20 protein-coding genes are annotated in these 21143 nt (G+C 61.4%); 14 read left to right on the top strand and 6 right to left on the bottom strand.

The genetic code is table 11. The features are described 5' to 3' along the window. Window positions 1-20: 20 nt before the first annotated feature. Window positions 21-344, top strand: coding sequence for a YbaB/EbfC family nucleoid-associated protein (locus AB8B31_RS22370; protein WP_003555794.1), 324 nt, complete (start codon window positions 21-23; stop codon window positions 342-344). A gap of 25 nt (window positions 345-369) precedes the next feature. Here AB8B31_RS22370 and AB8B31_RS22365 read toward each other — a convergent pair whose 3' ends face one another. Continuing rightward, window positions 370-987, bottom strand: a complete 618-nt coding sequence (locus AB8B31_RS22365; protein WP_065277620.1) for an MOSC domain-containing protein — start codon at window positions 985-987, stop codon at window positions 370-372. 57 nt (window positions 988-1044) lie between these two features. Between AB8B31_RS22365 and recR the strand changes: the two genes are divergently transcribed. Together recR and AB8B31_RS22355 are read left to right on the top strand one after the other, a co-directional pair. Next, complete coding sequence (recR, locus tag AB8B31_RS22360) at window positions 1045-1650, top strand: recombination mediator RecR (protein WP_003555792.1); 606 nt, start codon at window positions 1045-1047, stop codon at window positions 1648-1650. Between the two features lie 11 nt (window positions 1651-1661). After that, complete coding sequence (locus tag AB8B31_RS22355; RefSeq protein ID WP_065277619.1) at window positions 1662-2909, top strand: lytic murein transglycosylase; 1248 nt, start codon at window positions 1662-1664, stop codon at window positions 2907-2909. A gap of 6 nt (window positions 2910-2915) precedes the next feature. On the opposite strand, the gene AB8B31_RS22350 is transcribed toward AB8B31_RS22355, so the two are convergent. Together AB8B31_RS22350 and AB8B31_RS22345 are read right to left on the bottom strand one after the other, a co-directional pair. Further along, window positions 2916-3371 carry a GNAT family N-acetyltransferase gene (locus AB8B31_RS22350; RefSeq protein WP_065277618.1) on the bottom strand — a complete coding sequence of 152 codons (456 nt, stop codon included), beginning with the start codon at window positions 3369-3371 and terminating at the stop codon, window positions 2916-2918. A gap of 23 nt (window positions 3372-3394) precedes the next feature. Next, the gene (locus AB8B31_RS22345) at window positions 3395-5074 is read right to left on the bottom strand and encodes an MFS transporter (protein WP_197730794.1); all 1680 of its coding nucleotides are present in this window, start codon (window positions 5072-5074) and stop codon (window positions 3395-3397) included. 198 nt (window positions 5075-5272) lie between these two features. On the opposite strand from AB8B31_RS22345, the gene rimP reads away from it, so the two are divergent. From rimP to AB8B31_RS22295, 10 genes are all read left to right on the top strand, one after another. Beyond that, window positions 5273-5878, top strand: a complete 606-nt coding sequence (rimP, locus tag AB8B31_RS22340) for a ribosome maturation factor RimP (RefSeq protein WP_018244264.1) — start codon at window positions 5273-5275, stop codon at window positions 5876-5878. A gap of 60 nt (window positions 5879-5938) precedes the next feature. Next, a complete protein-coding gene (gene nusA / locus AB8B31_RS22335) occupies window positions 5939-7540 on the top strand; it encodes a transcription termination factor NusA (protein WP_018244263.1) in 1602 nt (533 codons plus the stop codon). Further along, complete coding sequence (locus AB8B31_RS22330) at window positions 7537-8229, top strand: RNA-binding protein (RefSeq protein WP_017989926.1); 693 nt, start codon at window positions 7537-7539, stop codon at window positions 8227-8229. The genes nusA and AB8B31_RS22330 overlap by 4 nt, the downstream gene beginning before the upstream one ends. A 101-nt stretch (window positions 8230-8330) precedes the next feature. Further along, a complete protein-coding gene (infB, locus tag AB8B31_RS22325) occupies window positions 8331-11084 on the top strand; it encodes a translation initiation factor IF-2 (RefSeq protein ID WP_065277616.1) in 2754 nt (917 codons plus the stop codon). 148 nt (window positions 11085-11232) lie between these two features. Beyond that, window positions 11233-11637, top strand: coding sequence for a 30S ribosome-binding factor RbfA (gene rbfA / locus AB8B31_RS22320; protein ID WP_017966457.1), 405 nt, complete (start codon window positions 11233-11235; stop codon window positions 11635-11637). Window positions 11638-11650: 13 nt separating this feature from the next. Continuing rightward, on the top strand, window positions 11651-12583 hold the full coding sequence (gene truB / locus AB8B31_RS22315; RefSeq protein ID WP_018244259.1) for a tRNA pseudouridine(55) synthase TruB: 933 nt from the start codon (window positions 11651-11653) through the stop codon (window positions 12581-12583). Between the two features lie 103 nt (window positions 12584-12686). Next, window positions 12687-13538 (top strand): alpha/beta fold hydrolase, encoded by an 852-nt coding sequence (locus AB8B31_RS22310; RefSeq protein ID WP_065277615.1) that lies wholly within the window; start codon window positions 12687-12689, stop codon window positions 13536-13538. Between the two features lie 151 nt (window positions 13539-13689). Continuing rightward, window positions 13690-13959, top strand: a complete 270-nt coding sequence (gene rpsO, locus AB8B31_RS22305) for a 30S ribosomal protein S15 (protein WP_003544317.1) — start codon at window positions 13690-13692, stop codon at window positions 13957-13959. Window positions 13960-14306: 347 nt separating this feature from the next. Beyond that, window positions 14307-16445 (top strand): polyribonucleotide nucleotidyltransferase, encoded by a 2139-nt coding sequence (gene pnp, locus AB8B31_RS22300; protein WP_026188572.1) that lies wholly within the window; start codon window positions 14307-14309, stop codon window positions 16443-16445. A gap of 180 nt (window positions 16446-16625) precedes the next feature. Next, entirely contained in the window at window positions 16626-17642 is a 1017-nt protein-coding gene (locus tag AB8B31_RS22295) for a class I SAM-dependent methyltransferase (RefSeq protein ID WP_128408457.1), read from the top strand. A gap of 93 nt (window positions 17643-17735) precedes the next feature. On the opposite strand, the gene fabI is transcribed toward AB8B31_RS22295, so the two are convergent. The 3 genes from fabI to fabA are packed head-to-tail and all read right to left on the bottom strand — an operon-like array spanning window position 17736 to window position 20340. Further along, window positions 17736-18542, bottom strand: a complete 807-nt coding sequence (gene fabI / locus AB8B31_RS22290) for an enoyl-ACP reductase FabI (protein WP_018244255.1) — start codon at window positions 18540-18542, stop codon at window positions 17736-17738. 4 nt (window positions 18543-18546) lie between these two features. Next, window positions 18547-19779 carry a beta-ketoacyl-ACP synthase I gene (gene fabB, locus AB8B31_RS22285; protein ID WP_028731865.1) on the bottom strand — a complete coding sequence of 411 codons (1233 nt, stop codon included), beginning with the start codon at window positions 19777-19779 and terminating at the stop codon, window positions 18547-18549. Between the two features lie 45 nt (window positions 19780-19824). Beyond that, the gene (gene fabA / locus AB8B31_RS22280; protein WP_018448031.1) at window positions 19825-20340 is read right to left on the bottom strand and encodes a 3-hydroxyacyl-[acyl-carrier-protein] dehydratase FabA; all 516 of its coding nucleotides are present in this window, start codon (window positions 20338-20340) and stop codon (window positions 19825-19827) included. A 300-nt stretch (window positions 20341-20640) separates the two neighbouring features. Here fabA and irrA point away from each other — a divergent pair, with 300 nt between their 5' ends. After that, window positions 20641-21060, top strand: coding sequence for an iron response transcriptional regulator IrrA (gene irrA / locus AB8B31_RS22275; protein WP_003555773.1), 420 nt, complete (start codon window positions 20641-20643; stop codon window positions 21058-21060). The last annotated feature ends 83 nt before the right edge of the window (window positions 21061-21143 follow it).

The raw sequence follows: 21143 nt of genomic DNA, 5'->3' as shown, positions 1-21143 counted from the left end.
TTTCAACAAGGAGCGAGACGATGCGCGACATCATGGGCATGATGGGCAAAGTCAAGGAAATGCAGGCCAAGATGGAGCAGATGCAGGCGGAGATCGCCGAGCTCACGGCCGAAGGCAAGGCGGGCGGCGGGCTCGTCGCCGTCGTCATATCGGGCAAGGGTGAGCTGAAGAGCCTGAAGATCGATCCGTCGCTGTTCAAGGAAGACGACGTCGAGATCCTCGAGGACCTGATCGTCGCCGCCCACAAGGACGCCAAGGACAAGGCCGAGGCGCTGGCCGCTGAAAAGACCAAGGCGCTGACGGCCGGCCTGCCGATCCCGCCCGGCTTCAAGTTGCCGTTTTGATCGATACGCCGCCTATGCCCAGTGGTCAGCGCCCGGCTTCCAACAACGCTCGAAGCTTGTTGTGGATCGGTGAGGCGAGATATCGCGCCCAGTCCGCCTCCGAAAGCCGCCGGCCAAGGGTTTTCATCAGCTCCGGCATCGTCACCTTCTCTCCCGTAAAAAGCCGATGGTCGACCGGCATTCCGGCCTCGACCACACCGCCTTTGATGACGCGGCAATAGATGCCGGGACGGGCGGCGTCCGTATAGCGCTTGACGAATGTCGGATCGGCCATCCTGGCGGCGAAGGTGGCGCAGGGAATGCGGCATGACGTGACTTCGAGGACGAAATCGCCGGCGACGAAACGGTCGCCGACTGCGAGGTCGCGATTGTCGAGATCCGATATCACCATGTTCTCGCCGAATGTGCCGGGTTCATAAGGCCTGCCGAGCTCCCTGCTCCACCAATCGAGTGTCAGCGATCCCTCGACATACACAGCCTGGTCGACGCCGCCATGGTGTTTGCGGTTGCAGATCGCATCGCCGACAAGACCTTCGGCGTCGATCACCACGGCGCCATTGACGGCATGTTTGAAGATGCCGGTCTTGTAGCTCTTGCCGGGCAGTCTTTCGGGATTGCCGGTGCACAAGGCCAGGATTTTCATGAGACGGGCAATCCTTCCGCGATTCCGTTTCCGTTCCATATCAGCTAAGAACGGCGCATGGCAAAACGAGTCACCGGCCCCGAAATCGAAAAACTCATCCAGCTTCTGGCGAAGGTGCCGGGCCTCGGGCCGCGCTCGGCGCGCCGGGCGGCACTGCATCTGATCAAGAAGAAAGACCAGCTGCTCGGCCCGCTGTCGAATGCGATGGGCGAGGCCTATGACAAGGTGAAGATCTGCTCGCGCTGCGGCAATGTCGATACGGTCGATCCCTGCATTGTCTGCACCGACACGCAACGCGATCAATCCGTCATCATTGTCGTCGAGGACGTATCGGATCTCTGGGCGCTGGAGCGGGCAGGCGCGATGAACGCCGCCTATCATGTGCTCGGCGGCACGCTGTCACCGCTCGACGGGGTCGGTCCTGACGATCTCAATATTCGCGGCCTGATCGACCGGGTCGGCGAAGGCGGCATCCGGGAACTGATCATCGCGGTCAACGCCACAGTCGAGGGACAGACGACGGCGCATTACATCACCGATCAGTTGCAGGGGCTCGACGTGAAGATCACACGGCTGGCGCATGGCGTGCCGGTCGGCGGCGAACTCGACTATCTCGACGAGGGCACGCTTGCGGCGGCACTTCGGGCGCGGACGGTGATATGAGAGGCTTGTCTATGCCGAAGAGCACGGGGATATTCGCACTCGCGTTGGCGGCAGCTCTCTTGCCCCTCTCCTGTTACGCGGCCACTTCGAAAGCCGATGTCGAGGCGCAGTTCGAGAAATGGGTGCAGAGCGACCTCTGGCCGGAGGCGAAGGCCAACGGCATTTCGGAGAAGGTCTTTCAAGCAGCTTTCTCTGGCATCACGCTGAACTGGAGCCTGCCCGATCTCGCTCCGCCGGGCTTCCCGCCGCCGAAGGAACAGAAGCAGACGCAGGCCGAGTTTTCCTCGCCCGCTCCCTATTTCAACGAAGACCAACTGAAGAAGCTTGCCGCAACGGGACGCGGCTTTGCCGCCCAATATGGCTCGACGCTGAAGCGGATCGAAAAGACTTATGGCGTGCCGGGCTCGATCGTGCTGGCTATCTGGGGCCGGGAGACGGGCTTCGGTGCGGCGAAGATCCCGAATTCGGCGATCGAGGTGCTGGCGACCAAGGCCTTCATGTCGACGCGCAAGGAGATGTTCCGTACCGAGCTGGTGGCCGCACTCCATATTCTCGACGGCGGCGACGTCACACCTGCCAATTTCAAGGGTTCGTGGGCGGGCGCACTCGGCCAGCCGCAATTCATGCCGACCAGCTATCTGAAATATGCGGTGGATTTCGATGGCGACGGTCACCGCAATATCTGGACCTCGGTGCCGGATACGCTCGCCTCGATCGCCAATTACCTGGTCAAAAAAGGCTGGCAGCGCGGCCGCGACTGGGGCTTCGAGGTGTCGATACCGGAGGCGGTCTCCTGCGCACAGGAGGGACCCGATCTGGCAAAGCCGCTGTCGCACTGGGCCTCGCTCGGCATCGACCGCATCTCCGGCAAGGGCTTTCCCTCAGGCGAGATGAAGGCTGAGGGCATGATGCTGGTACCGGCCGGCCGCGACGGACCGGAATTCATCGTCACCCCGAATTTCTACATCATCAAGGAATATAATAATTCCGATCTCTACGCGCTCTATATCGGCAATCTCGCCGACCGGATCGCCTATAATGGCGCCGCCTTTCAGGGCAGATGGGGCGATGTCGGCAAGATGCTGCGCTCGGACGTCGCCGCCATGCAGAAGGCGCTGGAACGGCAGGGCTATGATGTCGGCGGTTCCGACGGCCTGCCGGGCTACAAGACGCGGCGCTCGATCGGCCAGTGGCAGGCAAAGAACGGCCTGAAGCCGACATGTTTTCCGGAGGCCACGATGAAGGGCAAGCTGAAGTAACCGGCTTTAGATATTGCGTTTCAAACCTTCATGGCTGGCGACAAAACCGAGCTTCTCGTAGAAGCGGATTGCATCCCCTCGCGTCTTGTCCGATGTCAGCTGCACGAGGCCGCAGCCACGCTCGGCGCATTGGGCGATCGCCCATTCGATGAAGTGCGAGCCGAGGCCTGAGCCGCGAAGATCGCTTGCGACACGCACGCTTTCGATCTGGCCGCGCCACATGCCTGTCCTCGAAAGGCCTGGAACAAAACTCAGCTGCAGACAGCCGACGACCCGATCGGCCGCATCGGTTGCGACGGCCAGAAGCTGATTGGCGTCCGCCTCGATCGCAGCGAAGGCCGAGAGATAACGCGCGTCGACGGGATCAGAAACGATCTCCCTGGTGCCGCCGAGATCGTCATCGGCCAGAAGCCGGACGATGGCAGCAAGATCGGACGTGTGGGCGAGCCTGAATTTGTACATGCTTGATCTATGCATAGCTGATCTCAATGATGCAGATCGATCGGCGCCTTGTGGAAGACGTCGTCACCCGGTGGAATGGCCTGGCGTTCGATCATCCGGTGGACATGCAGCGGACCTTCGCCGCGGTGAAGCGCACGAAGCCTGTCGGTGTTTTCGGCATCGGCCTGCGTGCGCCGCTGGTTGTGTCTTATGTATTCGACCCAGGTCGGCGTATGGTAGGTTTCCGTCCAAAGGCTGGGATTTTCTAGATCCCGCATCAGCGCCCAGTTGCGGGCCCCGTCGCGGATGCGGATACGGCGGCGCTCGCCCATCAATTCCATGAACTCGGCAAGGTCCTCATCGGCAATCTCGTAATCGACCTGGATGACGATCGGCCCGCTGCGTGGCGTGATGTCGAGACTGAGGGCCGGCTCGGTGAAGCGGTTCAGCGGGTCGAGATTGAGCGAGGCGAAGGCCGGCATCGAAAGACGCAGGCCGATGGCGATGCCGAGCAGCATGACGACGGATGACATCAGCAGCGCATCGGCGACGCCATAGCGATCGGCGGCAATGCCCCACAGCCAGCTGCCGCCGGCAATGCCACCGAAGGTGACGGTCTGATAAAGCGACAACGCACGGCCGACCACCCAGCGCGGCGTCGAAAGCTGAACGATGGTGTTGAAGAGCGAAAGTGCGGAGACCCAGCAGGCGCCGGAGACGAGCAGCCCGGCAGAGGTGAGGAGGGCACTCGGGCTGAAGGCTGCGATAACAGCACTCAGTGCAAAGCCGGCAAAGGAGAGGCGGATGATCATCTCGCTGGAAAGCACCTCGCGAAGCCTGGCATTCAGCACCGCGCCGCCGATCGCGCCGATGCCGAAGGCGCCGAGCATGAAACCATAGGTCAGCGGCCCGCCGGCAACGAGATCGAGGGCGACGACCGGCAGCAGCGCCAGGATCGAGCTGGCACCGATGCCGAAGAGCAGCCCTCTGACAAGGACCTTTTCGAGATTGGGCGACATCGAGACATAACGCAGGCCGGCGAAGATGGCGCTGCCGAGTGCCTCCCGCGGCAGGGTCGAGACGGGCGCGGCTGGCCGCCAGCGCAGCAGCGCATAAATCAACGCGAGGTAACTCAGCGTGTTCACCGCGAAGGCCGCGGCCGCGCCGGCAGCCGCCACGATGACGCCGCCGATTGCCGGGCCGACGCTGCGGGTGATGTTGAAACCCATGCTGTTCAGCGTGACCGCGGCCGGCAGATCGGCGCGCGGCACCATGTCGCCGACCGAGGCCTGCCAGGAGGGATTGTTGAGCGCGGTGCCGCAGCCGATTAGGAAGGTGAAGAAGAGCAGCAGCCAGGGCGTGATCCAGCCGAGAAGAGCTGAGGCCGTCAGCAGCGCCGAGACGGTGAGCATCATACACTGCGCCGTCAGCATGACCCGGCGGCGGTCATAATTGTCGGCCAGAGCGCCCGATATCAGCGAAAACAGCATGATCGGCAGCGCCGTCGAGGTCTGCACCAGTGCGACCATGTCCTCCGAGGCGGTGATCGTGGTCATCATCCAAGCGGCTCCGACCGCCTGGATCAGGCCGCCGAAATTCGAAGAAAGGCTCGCAAACCAGATGGTGCGGTAGGTATCGTGCCGCAAAGGCGCCAATGTCGACGAAGTGTAGGCCACGATTTCTCCCGCTTTTGTTATTGCGCGCCAACGGCAATATATGCGCAAGACCGGCGCTGGCCATAGGCCTGTTCACGTCGCCGGAAGGGAATTGGCCGAATCGGTCGCAGACCTTGCAATTTCGGAAAAACCCGACTATATGGCTCTCAAATTCTTGATCGCTTGATGAAGAGTGGGCCGCAAGGACCCGCTCTTTTTTATTACCGCGATCGCTTAAACAGCATGAAATTGCGAGGAGCGCACCGCTTGTCGGACATGACAAACGCAGACAACGAACTTGAGCCGCGGCTGATTACCGAAACAGGGCTCGACCAGCGTCTTGCCGATATCATCGAACCCGTTCTCGTCGGCATCGGCTTTAGGCTTATCCGCGTCCGTATGCTGAACCAGAACGGCGCGACGATGCAGGTTATGGCCGAACGCAACGACGGCACGATGTCGGTTCAGGATTGCGAAGAAGTCTCGATGGCGATTTCTCCCGTCCTCGATGTGGAAGATCCGATCGATAAAGAGTATCATCTGGAAGTGTCTTCGCCCGGCATCGACCGTCCGATGGTGCGGAAATCCGATTTCGTCCGCTGGCAGGGCCACCTTGTAAAATGCGAGACGTCGATCTTGATCGACAATCGCAAGCGCTTCCGCGGCAAGATCGTCGAAGCAGGCGCAGATGGTTTCACGCTCGAGCGTGACCAGGTTGCCTATGGGGAAGAGCAGAAGGTCACCATTCCCTTCACGGCGCTTAGCGATGCGAAGCTCATTCTGACCGACGACCTGATCCGCGATGCGTTGCGCGCCGATAAGCTGGCGAAAGCCCAGGCCGCCAACCAGAACGAAGCAGAAGACGAAGAATAACCGATCAACAGACCGCTCTAGGGACGGGAACCCGGCGAGTAAAGACGGAGAAACAAGACAATGGCAGTCAGTGCGAACCGGCTCGAACTTCTGCAGATCGCAGATGCAGTGGCGCGCGAAAAAGTCATCGACCGCGAGATCGTGCTGGCCGCAATGGCCGATGCCATCCAGAAGGCGGCACGCTCCCGTTACGGCACCGAGTCCAACATCCGGGCCGACATCAATCCGAAGACCGGCGAAATCCGTCTGCAGCGCCTGCTTGAAGTCGTCGAGAAGGCCGAGGATTATTCGACGCAGATCCCGCTGGAGCTTGCTCGCGACCGCAACCCGGACGCTGCGCTCGGCGACTTCATCGCCGATCCGCTGCCGCCGATGGATTTCGGCCGTATCGCCGCACAGTCCGCCAAGCAGGTGATCGTGCAGAAGGTGCGTGAAGCCGAGCGTGACCGCCAGTTCGACGAATTCAAGGATCGCGTCGGCGAAATCGTCAACGGTACCGTCAAGCGCGTCGAATACGGCAACGTCATCGTCGATCTCGGCCGTGGCGAAGGCATCATCCGCCGTGACGAAATGATCCCGCGCGAAAACGTCCGCTATGGCGACCGCGTCCGTGCCTACGTCTATGATGTCCGTCGCGAGCAGCGCGGCCCGCAGATCTTCCTGTCGCGCACGCATCCGCAGTTCATGGTGAAACTCTTCACCATGGAAGTGCCGGAGATTTACGACGGCATCATCCAGGTGAAGTCGGTCGCCCGCGATCCGGGTTCGCGCGCCAAGATTGCGGTGATCTCGAACGACAGCTCGATCGATCCGGTCGGCGCCTGCGTCGGTATGCGCGGCTCGCGCGTTCAGGCCGTCGTCGGCGAGCTCCAGGGCGAGAAGATCGACATCATTCCGTGGTCGCAGGACCCGGCGACTTTCGTCGTCAACGCCCTGCAGCCGGCCGAAGTCGCCAAGGTCGTTCTCGATGAGGATGCAGAGCGTATTGAAGTCGTCGTTCCCGACGAGCAGCTGTCGCTTGCGATCGGCCGCCGCGGCCAGAACGTCCGCCTCGCCTCGCAGCTGACCGGCTGGGATATCGACATCATGACGGAGGCCGAGGAATCGGAACGCCGCCAGAAGGAATTCAACGAGCGCACCAACCTGTTCATGGATTCGCTCGATGTCGACGAGATGGTCGGCCAGGTTCTGGCTTCGGAAGGTTTTGCCGCGGTTGAAGAACTGGCTTATGTCGATCTCGACGAAATCTCTTCGATCGACGGTTTCGACGAGGAAACGGCGCAGGAAATCCAGCAGCGCGCCCGCGAATTCCTCGAGCGTCTCGAAGCCGAGATGGACGAGAAGCGCAAGGCGCTCGGTGTTCAGGACGAACTGCGTGAAATCAACGGCATGACCGCCCAGATGATGGTGGCGCTCGGCGAAGACGGCATCAAGACGATCGAGGACTTTGCCGGATGTGCTGCCGACGATCTCGTCGGCTGGACGGAGCGCAAGAACGGCGAAACGAAGAAGTTCGAGGGTCTGTTCTCGAAGTTCGACGTGTCGCGCGTCGAAGCAGAACAGATGATCGTCCAGGCCCGCCTTTCGGCCGGCTGGATCACGCAAGAGGACCTGGATAAGGGGACCGAAGAAGAGGTCACCGAAGCCGAACAAGAAGCATGATGACCGCGCATGAACCGGACGCTCCTCTCGAGGACGACGATCTTGCAGGTTATGACGTGAACGGACGCATGTGTATCGTGACGCGCGAAAGCGGATCGCCGGAAGAGCTGATCCGCTTCGTCGCCGCTCCCGATGGAACAGTTGTCGCCGACCTGAAGCGCGAGCTTCCGGGACGTGGATGCTGGGTGAAGATCGACCGGTCGCTGGTCGACAGGGCAGTGGCGAAGAAGCTCTTCGCCCGTGCACTGAAGACGGATGTAAAGGCGGCGGACGATCTCGGCGCGAGTGTCGATCGGCTGCTCGCGGCGCAACTGATGCAGATGATGAACATGGCGCGGAAAGCCGGCCAGTTCGTCAGTGGATCCTCGAAAGTGGATGCCGCGGTTAGAAGCGGAGCAGCCCTTGCGGTGTTCCACGCGACTGGGGCAGCGGACGACGGCGTCCGGAAAATCGACCAGGCCCGCAAGGCCTGGCACCTCGGAATGGAGACCGAGGAGGAGATACCTTCCTTCCGTCTCTTCTCGGAGAGCGAAATGGAAGGCCTGATGGGCCAGAATGCTTTTATCCATGCCGCAGTGCTTGCAGGGCAGGCGGGTGAAGGTGTAGTGAAGCGCGCAAAGATGCTCGAACAGTACCGTATTGGCGGTCAGTCCCGGGCAGCGGGCGGCGCTGGCCGGCAAAAACAATGAGGCGGTCACCGGCATCGGCCGGTCCCATACTCATTGATCGACAGTATTGAACGACAGGGTCTGATCTAGTCATCGCTCCCTGTCCGAAGGAACGGGAACGAATGACCGATAGTAACGACGACAAGACAATCAGCGTAGCGGGCAAAAAGACACTCACCCTGAAACCATCGGGGATGAGCCAGGGCACCGTTCGCCAGGATATGGGTCGAGGTCGCACCAAGGCGGTCGTCGTCGAGACCCGTAAGCGGCGCCCGATGCGCCCGGAAGATGAAAAGCCGATCACGCCCGTCGCTCCGGCGGCCCCCGTCCGCGCAGCCGAACCGGCGCCCGCACCCGTGCAGGCGCGTCCGCAGCAGCCGACGCCGGCTCCGCGGGTTCAGCAGGGCAACAACAACCAGACGAACCAGCGTCCGGCGCAGCAGTCTCACCAGCCGCCGCGCCAGAACGATCGTCCGCGCCCGGTGGTGCTGAACCATCTGTCACCGGAAGAGATGGACGCCCGGCGCCGCGCGCTTGCCGACTCCCAGGCGCGTGACGCCCAGGATGCGATCCGCCGCGCCGAGGAAGAAAAGCGCCGTGCCGCAGAAGAGGTGATCCGCAAGGCCGCCGAAGCGGAAGAAGCTGCCCGCAGGGCCGCTGAAGAGGCTATCCGGCAGGCTGAGGCACCCGCTGTCGCAGAACCCGCAGTCGCAGAACCGGCTCCGACCGAAGCACGCTCCGACGCGCCACGGCCGCCGCAGCCCGCATCGTCGGCACCTGCTGCACGCCGGTCCGATGCGGCTGGAGCACCTGCTGCCCGTCCGGCACCCGGCGCTGCCGTCCCCGGCGCCGTTCGCGGCCGTCGCGAGGAAAAGGAAGACGACGATCGTGGCGCAGTGCGCGGCGGTCCGGTCCGTGGCCGCGTCGTTCGCCCGGAACCCGCAAAGCCGGTCACCACGCGTCCGAAGACGGATGAAGAGCGCCGTCGCGGCAAGTTGACGATCACCACTGCCAACGTGGACGGCGAGGACAATGCCCGCGGTCGTTCGCTCTCGGCGATGCGTCGCCGGCAGGAGAAGTTCCGCCGCGGTCAGATGCAGGAAACCCGCGAGAAGATCTCCCGCGAGGTGGTTCTGCCCGAGACCATCACCATTCAGGAACTGTCGCAGCGCATGTCCGAACGCGCCGTCGACGTCATCAAGTACCTGATGAAGGAAGGCCAGATGATGAAGCCGGGCGACGTCATTGACGCCGACCTTGCCGAACTCATCGCCGGCGAATTCGGCCATACGGTCAGGCGCGTGTCGGAATCCGACGTCGAACTCGGCATCTTCAACGTCTCCGACGAGGATGGCGAACTGGTTTCGCGCCCACCGGTCGTTACCATCATGGGCCATGTCGACCACGGCAAGACCTCGCTGCTCGACGCCATCCGTCATGCCAACGTGGTCTCCGGCGAAGCCGGTGGCATCACGCAGCATATCGGCGCCTATCAAGTGGAGCAGAACGGTCAGAAGATCACCTTCATCGATACGCCCGGCCACGCCGCCTTCACGGCAATGCGTGCCCGCGGTGCGCAGGCGACCGACATCGCGATCCTGGTCGTCGCAGCCGACGACAGCGTGATGCCGCAGACGATCGAATCGATCAACCACGCCAAGGCGGCCGGTGTTCCGATCATCGTGGCGATCAACAAGGTCGACAAGCACGAGGCTGATCCGCAGAAGGTCCGTAACCAGCTGCTGCAGCACGAAGTCTTCGTGGAATCCATGGGCGGTGAAGTGCTTGACGTCGAGGTTTCGGCCAAGACCGGCAAGAACCTCGACAAGCTGCTCGAGGCAATCCTGCTGCAGGCGGAAATTCTCGATCTCAAGGCCAATGCGAACCGGACCGCGGAAGGAACGGTTATCGAAGCCCAGCTCGATCGTGGCCGCGGTTCGGTCGCGACCGTGCTCGTCCAGAAGGGCACGCTGCGTCCGGGCCAGATCATCGTCGCAGGCGACGTCTGGGGCCGTGTGCGCGCTCTCGTCACCGACAAGGGCGACCATGTGAAGGAAGCCGGTCCGGCAACGCCGGTCGAGGTTCTCGGTCTTTCCGGCACGCCGCAGGCGGGCGACAAGTTCGCCGTCGTCGAAAGCGAAAGCCGCGCCCGCGAAATCTCGGAATATCGTCAGCGTCTGGCCCGCGACAAGGCGGCTGCCCGCCAGTCGGGACAGCGCGGTTCGCTGGAACAGATGATGATGCAGCGCCAGAGCGTCGGCATCAAGGAGTTCCCGCTGGTCATCAAGGGCGACGTGCAGGGCTCGATCGAAGCGATTGCCGGCGCGCTGGAGAAGCTCGGCACCGACGAGGTCCGCGCCCGCATCGTCCATTCGGGTGCCGGCGGCATCACCGAGTCGGATATCTCGCTCGCCGAAGCCTCGAACGCGGCCATCATCGGCTTCAACGTTCGTGCGAATACGCAGGCACGCCAGTTCGCCGAACGCGAAGGCATCGAAATCCGCTACTACAACATCATCTACGACCTCGTGGATGACGTGAAGGCAGCGATGTCGGGCCTCTTGTCTCCGGAACGGCGCGAAACCTTCATCGGCAATGCCGAGATCCTCGAGGTGTTCAACATCACCAAGGTCGGCAAGGTCGCAGGCTGCCGTGTCGTCGAAGGCAAGGTCGAACGTGGTGCGGGCGTCCGCCTCATCCGCAACGACGTTGTCGTTCACGAAGGCAAGCTCAAGACGCTCAAGCGCTTCAAGGACGAAGTGTCCGAAGTGCCGATGGGTCAGGAATGCGGCATGGCCTTCGAAAACTACGAAGACATGCGCGCCGGCGACGTCATCGAGTGCTTCCGCGTCGAGCATATCACGCGCACGCTCTAAACTGCTGCGCCTGAGCTTTCCGAAAGCCATCCGCCACCGGCGGATGGCTTTCGGGCATCTGCCGCCTTGACCTTTTCGACCAAAAGAGTCATGGACGCTCTCCTTTGACGGGTTCGATTCCCAGCCGCATCGGCAAATAGAGATAACAATGACCAGAGCAACTTCTTCCGCGCCTTCGCAGCGCATGCTGCGCGTTGGCGAACAGGTTCGCGCCGCTATCACCCAGGTGCTGCAGCGCGGCGAAGTGCGTGATGACGTCATCGAAGCGACCGTGATCTCGATCTCGGAAGTGCGCATGTCGCCAGACCTCAAGATCGCTACCGCCTATGTGACGCCGCTAGGCGTTTCAGACCACAGCATCGTCATCGAGGCGTTGAACCGCAATGCAAGGTTCATCCGCGGCCGGCTCGGGCAGCAGCTCCGGCAGATGAAATACATGCCGGAGGTGCGCTTCCGCGACGATACCAGCTTCGACAACTACAAGAAGATCGACGAGCTGCTGCGTTCGCCCGAGGTGAGCCGCGACCTCGACGGCGATAATGACGAACAATAAACAGAAGAGACGCATGTCCAAACCACGCAAACCCAAGGGCCGGCCGATTTCCGGCTGGCTGATCCTCGACAAGCCGGTGGATTTCGGCTCGACGGAAGCCGTTTCCAAGATCAAATGGCTCTACAAGGCGCAGAAGGCCGGTCATGCCGGCACGCTCGATCCGCTCGCCTCCGGCATGCTGCCGATCGCGCTCGGCGATGCGACGAAGACCGTTCCCTACGTGATGGATGGCCGCAAGATCTATGAATTCACGGTGAGCTGGGGCGAGGAGCGCGCGACCGACGATCTCGAGGGCGAGGTAACTGAGAGTTCGGACAAACGCCCGAGCGAACAGCAGATCCGCGATATCCTGCCTCGATATATCGGCACCATCAGCCAGGTGCCGCCGCAGTTTTCCGCTATCAAGATATCGGGTGAACGCGCCTACGATCTGGCGCGCGAAGGCGAAACCGTCGAAATCCCCTCACGTGAGGTCGATATCTTCCGGCTGACCTTGCTTGCCTGCCCGGACGCCAATAGCGCGCATTTCGAAGTGGAATGCGGCAAGGGCACCTATGTCAGGGCGCTGGCGCGCGATTTCGGCCGCGAACTCGGCTGCTACGGCCATGTGTCCGGGCTGCGGCGCACCTTCGTCGCGCCCTTCGCGGAAGAGGCCATGGTGCCGCTCGCAGATCTCGTGGCACTGGAGGCGATCGAGGATATGGACGAGCGGCTGGCGGCCCTCGACGCGCTGCTGATCGACACCTGCGAAGCGCTATCGGCCCTGCCCCATCTCGTCATCAACGACGACCAGGCGCACCGGCTGAAGATGGGCAACCCGATCCTGGTGCGTGGCCGCGATGCGCCGGTTGCCGAAAGCGAAGCCTATGCGACCGCCCGCGGCAGGCTGATCGCGATCGGCGAGATCGGCCAGGGCGAATTTCGCCCGAAGCGTGTTTTCGCCTGACCCCACAACGATAGCGATTGTCAGCCGGTAACGATGCGATATCTTCCCTGTCGGGCCGCCATAGCGGCCCGAGGGGCCATGGTGGCCCGACAGGAGAAAGAATATGCGCGTAACTGCTATCGGAATACTGACGTTCTTTTCGATGTTCCTGACCGTGGCCAACGCTCGATCCGCCGAGCGCTGGGCCGAGCTCCCGGCCTTTCCTTCGATGCCGGCGGCAAAGACGAGCGGCATGGCCGAAGTGAACGACATCAAGATGTATTACGCCGAATACGGCGAAGGCGACCCCATCCTGTTCATTCACGGCGGACTTGGAAATGCCGAGGTCTGGGGTCATCAGGTCGCCGATTTTGCCAAGGACCACTTGGTCATCGTTGCCGACAGCCGCGGCCATGGACGCTCGACGCGCAGCCAGCAGCCCTTCGGTTACGACCTGATGACATCGGATTATGTGGCACTTCTCGACTATCTGAAGATCGACAAGGTGACGCTTGTCGGATGGTCGGACGGTGGCATCATCGGCATCGACATGGCGATGAAACATCCGGAGAAGCTGACGCGGGTCATTGCCCAGGCAGCCAATGTCACGACAGAGGGCGTCAAGCCAGACGTGTTGAACGACAAGGTCTTCAACGACTACATCAACGTCGCCGGCGAATATTACAGGAAGCTGTCGCCGACGCCGAACGAATACGACGCCTTCGTCAAGCAGATATCCGAAATGTGGGCAACCCAGCCTGCCTGGACGGCCGCCGATCTTGGCAAGATCTCGGTGCCGGTCACACTTGCCATCGGCGATCATGATGAAGCCGTAAAGCTCGACCATACGGAAATGATGGCAAAACAGATTCCGGGCGCTAAACTCGTCATCCTGAAAGATGTGAGCCATTTCGCCATGCTGCAGGATCCTTCAGCCTATGACGGGATGATCCGGGGCGCCATGGCGGGCCGTTGAAGCCGCCAAGGACGACCCCTCTTTCCATCGATCCATATTTGGTTTATAGGCAGCGCCAGCATCGGGTACGCCCGTTTGCATTCGCGGCCAAAGCTGGACGACATCCCGGCTTTTGGCGACTCTATCTCCTCCTCTTAGAAAGGATCACCCGATGTCGATCACTGCTGAGCGCAAGTCTGCGCTGATCAAGGAATATGCGACCGTTGAAGGCGATACCGGTTCTCCGGAAGTCCAGGTCGCGATCCTGACCGAACGCATCAATAACCTGACCGAACACTTCAAGGACCACAAGAAGGATAACCATTCCCGCCGTGGCCTGCTGACGATGGTTTCGAGCCGCCGCTCGCTTCTTGATTATCTCAAGAAGAAGGATGAAGGCCGCTATTCCAAGCTGATCACCAGCCTGGGTATCCGCCGCTAAGATTATCCGGCGGGCGCTTTCCAAGCGTCCGCCGGATGTGTTTCGGGACACGGCTCCCGATGAAATGTTCCAGCCGCGCCCTATTTTACGCGGTGGAAAGACCGGTAGACCCGGATGGGCCGGATCTGCCAAACCAACCGTTGACCTGTCATGGGGCAGGATTGCCGGATGCTTTCGGCCAAGGCTTATCAATGAGCTTTGGCCCGGTTTCTCAAGAACTCCTGAGGAAGCCGAGGATGAAAAGCCTCCCGTTGTCTTGCCCGTGATACGTCACATTGATTGCGGTCGACTGTGCGCTGCGCCTTGATATCGGCGATGGCGCGTGCTCCCGCATTGAAGGACAAGAGATGTTTGATACACACACAGTGGAAATCGAGTGGGCCGGCCGCCCGCTGAAGCTCGAAACCGGCAAGATCGCCCGTCAGGCCGACGGCGCGGTTCTCGCCACCTACGGCGAAACCGTCGTTCTCGCCACCGTCGTCTCGGCCAAGTCGCCGAAGCCCGGCCAGGACTTCTTTCCGCTCACCGTCAACTACCAGGAAAAAACCTACGCTGCCGGCAAGATCCCCGGCGGCTATTTCAAGCGCGAAGGCCGCCCGAGCGAGAACGAGACCCTCGTTTCCCGCCTGATCGACCGCCCGATCCGCCCGCTCTTCCCGGAAGGCTACAAGAACGACACGCAGGTCGTCGTCACCGTCATCCAGCACGACCTTGAAAACAATCCCGACGTGCTGTCGATGGTTGCCACCTCGGCAGCGCTGACGCTGTCCGGCGTTCCCTTCATGGGCCCGGTCGGCGGTGCGCGCGTCGGCTACATCAACGGTGAATACGTTCTCAACCCGCATCTCGACGAGATGGACGAATCGAGCCTCGACCTCGTCGTCGCCGGCACCTACGACGCCGTGCTGATGGTGGAATCCGAAGCCAAGGAACTCAACGAAGACGTCATGCTCGGTGCCGTCATGTTCGGCCACAAGGGCTTCCAGCCGGTTCTCGACGCGATCATCAAGCTCGCCGAAGTTGCCGCCAAGGAGCCGCGCGACTTCCAGCCGGAAGACTACTCCGCTCTCGAAAGCGAGATGCTCGGCCTTGCCGAAGGTGAACTTCGCGAAGCCTACAAGATCACCCAGAAGGCCGACCGCTACGCCGCCGTCGACGCCGTCAAGGCGAAGGTGAAGGCACACTTCCTCCCCGAGGAAGGCGACGCCAGGTACACGGCCGAAGAAGTCGGCGCGATCTTCAAGCACCTGCAGGCAAAGATCGTCCGCTGGAACATTCTCGACACCAAGAGCCGCATCGACGGCCGCGACCTCGAAACCGTTCGTCCGATCGTTTCGGAAGTCGGTCTTCTGCCGCGTACGCACGGTTCGGCGCTGTTCACCCGCGGTGAAACGCAGGCGATCGTCGTTGCCACGCTCGGCACCGGCGAAGATGAGCAGTATGTCGACAGCCTGACGGGCATGTACAAGGAGCGCTTCCTGCTCCATTACAACTTCCCTCCCTACTCGGTTGGCGAGACCGGCCGCATGGGCTCCCCGGGTCGCCGCGAAATCGGCCACGGCAAGCTCGCATGGCGCGCGATCCGTCCGATGCTGCCGACCGTCGAGCAGTTCCCCTACACGCTGCGCGTCGTCTCCGAGATCACCGAGTCGAATGGCTCGTCCTCGATGGCGACTGTCTGCGGTACATCGCTCGCTCTGATGGACGCCGGCGTTCCGCTGGCAAAGCCGGTGGCCGGTATCGCCATGGGTCTGATCCTGGAAGGCGATCGCTTCGCTGTCCTCTCCGACATTCTCGGTGACGAAGACCACCTCGGCGACATGGACTTCAAGGTCGCCGGTACCGCCGACGGCATCACCTCGCTGCAGATGGACATCAAGATCGCCGGTATCACCGAAGAGATCATGAAGGTCGCCCTTGGCCAGGCCCAAGGCGGTCGTGCCCACATCCTCGGCGAAATGTCCAAGGCCATTACCGAAAGCCGCGGCCAGCTCGGTGAATTCGCTCCGCGCATCGAAGTCATGAACATCCCGGTCGACAAGATCCGCGAAGTCATCGGCTCCGGCGGCAAGGTCATTCGCGAAATCGTCGAAAAGACCGGCGCGAAGATCAACATCGAGGACGACGGCACCGTCAAGATCGCTTCGTCCTCTGGCAAGGAGATCGAAGCGGCCCGCAAGTGGATCCACTCGATCGTCGCCGAGCCTGAGATTGGCCAGGTCTACGAAGGCACGGTCGTCAAGACCGCCGACTTCGGCGCCTTCGTCAACTTCTTCGGCGCCCGCGACGGTCTCGTCCACATCTCGCAGCTCGCTTCCGAGCGTGTTGCCAAGACGCAGGACGTCGTCAAGGAAGGCGACAAGGTCTGGGTCAAGCTGCTCGGCTTCGACGAACGCGGCAAGGTTCGCCTGTCGATGAAGGTCGTCGACCAGGCCACCGGCCAGGAAATCCCGAACGAGAAGAAGAAGGAAGAAGCGGCCGAATAAGCCGCCTTCCAAATTTAATATCGGGCGCGGGAATGCTTCCGCGCCCTTTTTTGTATCCTAAAGCGTGGCGCGATCTTTCAGATTCGCTTGCCACACTTTAGGTCCTTGGTTTTGCGCATGTCGTGATCGCAAAACCGCTGAACACTTTTGCGCGACATGCTTTAAGACGAGACGAGGCCCATGAGCAGCGAGACGCTGAAGACCCTGTTCCATCCCTTTGCCAGCGGCACAGTCGAGGCGCCCGGCGAGGGCGAGCGCGTACTCTTCCTCGGCGCCGAGGCAGGCTTTGCGCTGCCGGAGGGCTTTGCCGCCTCGCTCAGCGCCGTCCAGGGCTTCCGGCCACTCTATCGGCAGCTGCTGGCGCAGCGCATCGAAGCGAAGCCAGAGATCGACGGCGAGGACTACGATGCGGCTCTGGTGCTCTGCACCAAGCACAAGGGTGAGAACGAGGCCAATCTTGCTGCCGCTATTGCCCGCACACGGGTCGGCGGCCTGATCGTCGTTGCCGGCGCGAAGGAAGACGGCATCCAGCCGCTGCGCAAGCGGATGGAAGGTTTCAATCTCGCAGTCGACCATATGCCGAAATATCACGGCGTCGCCTTCTGGTTCGGCCGGCCGGCGGATGCCGATGAGATTGTCTCCAAGCTGGCAAAGGCGCCGGTGCGTGTCGACGGCCGTTTCAATGCAACCGCCGGCATGTTCTCGCATGACCGCATCGATGCCGGATCGGAACTGCTGGCCTCGCGCCTACCGCAGGATTTCACCGGCGACGTTGCGGATTTTGGCGCCGGATGGGGCTATCTCTCCGTCGAGCTGGCCCAGAAGTCGCGTGGACTGACGCGCCTCGACCTCTACGAGGCCGATCACGCGGCTCTGGAGGCTGCCAGGGATAATCTGGCGGAGAACTGCCCGAACGCGCCTGCGCGCTTCTACTGGCACGATCTGGCGGGTGAGCCGGTCAAGGACAAATACGATCTCGTCATCATGAACCCACCCTTCCATGAGGGGCACGCAGCCGAGCCGGCACTCGGCCAGGCAATGATCAAGACTGCCGCATCCGCCCTTCGCGGCGGCGGCCGCCTGATGCTCGTCGCCAATCGCGGCCTGCCTTACGAACCGGTTCTGGCGGCGAATTTCAGGGAAAGCGGGGAAACCTGCCGCAACGCCCGCTTCAAGGTGCTGTGGGCGAAGAAATAGGGCTCAAGCAGCCTCGATCCGATCATTCTTATCGATAGAAAAAGGCCGTGCGCATCATCTGCGCACGGCCTTTGAGTTTCGATCGAATAATGTTTATTCGACGTCCGCTTTGCGCAGCGTTTCCAGCGTCGGCATGGAGGTGACGTTGAAGCCGGCGTCGACGAAGTGGATTTCGCCGGTGACGCCGGAGGAAAGGTCGGAGAGCAGGTAGAGAGCCGAGTTGCCGACCTGATCGATGGTCACAGTCTTGCGCAGCGGTGCATTGCGCTGGTTCCAGGAGAGGATCGCGCGCGCATCCGAGATGCCGGCGCCGGCAAGCGTGCGGATCGGGCCGGCGGAAATGGCATTGACGCGGATGCCCCGCGGGCCGTAGTCGGCGGCGAGATAGCGCACCGAAGCCTCAAGCGCTGCCTTGGCAACCCCCATGACGTTGTAATTCGGGATGACGCGCGTCGAGCCATTGTAGGTCAGCGTCAGCATCGCACCGCCATCTTCCATCAACGGCGCGCAGCGCTTGGCGATCTCGGTGAAGGAGAAACAGGAAATGACCATTGTGCGGCTGAAATTCTCACGCGTCGTATCGGCGTAGAGACCCTTGAGCTCATTCTTGTCGGAAAAGCCGATGGCATGGACGATGAAATCGAGTTTGCCCCAGCGCTCCTTGATCGCGTCGACCACGGCATCGACCGAGGCGGTGTCCTCGACGTCGCAGGGCAGCACGAAATCCGAGCTGACCTCGGCAGCAAGCGGCTTGACGCGCTTGCCGAGCGCATCGCCCTGATAGGTGAAGGCGAGTTCCGCACCTTGTGCGGCGAGAGCTTTTGAAATCCCCCAGGCGATCGAGTGGTTGTTGGCGACGCCCATGATGAGCCCGCGCTTACCCTGCATAATTCCCGTCATATTATTATCCGTTATAGCGCTGGAAGACGAGCGTGGCGTTGGTGCCGCCGAAGCCGAAGGAATTGGAGAGGGCAATATCGATCTTGGCGTCGTCGATGCGCTTGCGCACGATCGGCACGCCTTCGAATTCGGGATCAAGCTCGGTGATATGAGCGCTTTCGCCAATGAAGCCTTGCTGCATCATCAGCAGGGAATAGATCGATTCCTGCACGCCGGCAGCGCCAAGCGAATGGCCGGTCAGCGACTTGGTCGACTGGACATGCGGAATCTTCGAGCCGAATACCTCGCGGATGGCGCCGATTTCCTTGCTGTCGCCGACCGGCGTCGACGTGCCGTGGGTGTTGATATAGTCGACATCACCTTTGACGGTGGCGAGCGCCTGGCGCATGCAGCGGATAGCGCCCTCGCCCGAGGGGGCAACCATGTCGTAGCCGTCCGAGGTTGCGCCGTAGCCGACGATTTCGGCATAGATCTTTGCACCGCGGGCCTTGGCACGCTCCAGCTCCTCGAGCACCAGCACGCCGGCGCCGCCGGCGATGACGAAACCGTCGCGGTTGACGTCATAGGCGCGCGAAGCGCTGTCCGGCGTGTCGTTATATTTGGAGGACATGGCGCCCATGGCGTCGAAGAGATTGGACATCGTCCAGTCGAGGTCCTCGTGGCCGCCAGCGAACATCACGTCCTGCTTGCCCCACTGGATCATCTCGGCGGCGTTGCCGATGCAATGCGCCGACGTCGAGCAGGCCGACGAGATCGAATAATTGACGCCGTGGATCTTGAACCAGGTGGCGAGTGTGGCCGATGCGGTCGAGGACATCGCCTTCGGCACGGCGAAGGGGCCGATACGCTTCGGGCTGTTGTTCTTCACAGTGATTTCGGCAGCCTCGATGAGGGTGCGGGTGGACGGGCCGCCGGAGCCCATGATGATACCGGTGCGTTCGTTGTTGCCGATGTCCTTGTCCTCAAGACCGGAATCGGCAATCGCCTGCTTCATGGCGACATGGTTCCAGGCACCGCCCTGCGACAGGAAGCGCATGGCGCGGCGGTCGACCAGTTCGGCAAGTTCCGCCGAACCGAGCTTGGGACTACCCCAGACCTGGCACTTGAATCCATGTTCGGCGAAATCGCTCGAAAAGGAGATACCCGACTTTGCCTGCCGCAAGGATTCGGTGACTTCGGCCGCGTCGTTTCCGATCGAGGACACGACACCCAGACCCGTGACAACTACCCGTCTCATCTGATCAAACCTTTGTTGTTTTCGTCAGCCGCTCGAAATGCGGTTTCAGGCCGTCTTGTCTTTCGATAGACCGACGCGAAGGTCGGCCGCCTGATATATGGTCTCGCCGTCCGCCTTTAGCCAGCCGTCGGCGGTGCCGAGGACCAGACGGCCGCGCATGACACGCTTGAAGTCGATTCCATATTCGATCAGCTTCGTCTCTGGCCGGACCATGCCCTTGAATTTCACTTCGCCTGTTGAAAGCGCCATGCCACGGCCTGCCTCGCCGAGCCAACCCAGAAAGAAACCGGTCAACTGCCACATGCCGTCGAGACCGAGGCAGCCTGGCATGATCGGATTGCCTTCGAAATGGCAGGGAAAATACCAGTCATCCGGGCGAACGTCATATTCGGCCCGGAGGTAGCCCTTATCGAAGGTGCCGCCCGTTTCGGAAATATCCGTGATGCGGTGAACCATCAGCATAGGCGGCAGGGGCAGCTGCGCATTGCCGGGGCCGAACAGCTCGCCATGGGCGCAAGCGATGAGTTCTTCATACGAGAAGCTGGACTGTCTGGTCGTCATAAAGTTTCTTTTCCCCCCGCATCAAGCCGATGGATGTGAACGTGTAGTCCAAGTTCTTCAGAAAATGAAGCACAAGCAAGGCAGCTTCATTCATCGCCCCGGACCAGGCTTGCGCCATTATTTGGTGGTCGCATACAGGAAGGCTAGGGCCGGGACCAGACCTATTTGCGTCAAAAGCCCGTTTTTGCCGCGTTTATGAGGCTCCTGTCCCCATTGAACTATTGAAAGGCTCCGATGCAAAAGTTATACCCCTTAAAGAAACATGATTGCTTTATGCCAGAATAACTGGAGTTGGTTTTGATGACGGGTGCACTCCCGATCGCAATAGAGGTAAGGCTGCGCGGTGCGGGCCTGCGCCCTACTCGCCAGCGTGTCGCGCTCGGCGACCTCCTGTTTGCCAAGGGCGACCGGCATTTGACCGTCGAGGAACTGCATGAGGAGGCGGTTGCCGCCGGCGTGCCAGTGTCGTTGGCAACCGTCTACAACACGCTGCATCAATTCACGGAAGCCGGTCTCATCCGGGTTCTCGCCGTCGAGAGCGCCAAGACCTATTTCGACACCAATGTTTCCGACCATCACCATTTCTTCGTCGAAGGCGAAAACGAGGTGCTCGACATTCCCGTCAGCAACCTGACGATCGCCAATCTGCCGGAACCGCCTGAAGGCATGGAGATCGCCCATGTCGACGTGGTGATCCGCCTGCGCGCGAAGCAGGGCTGACGACGCCTCTAGAGCCGCGCCGGATCGGCCTCATGCGACGCCCTTTAGATCCTTTTTTTATGCATGTCGGTGTCCCAAAACCG

Origin of the sequence: Rhizobium sp. 62_C5_N11_2 (assembly GCF_051811185.1) — a bacterium.
GTDB lineage: Bacteria > Pseudomonadota > Alphaproteobacteria > Rhizobiales > Rhizobiaceae > Rhizobium > Rhizobium leguminosarum.
The sequence above is the reverse complement of the archived record's forward strand: the minus strand, read 5'-3'. Positions and strand labels throughout refer to the sequence as shown.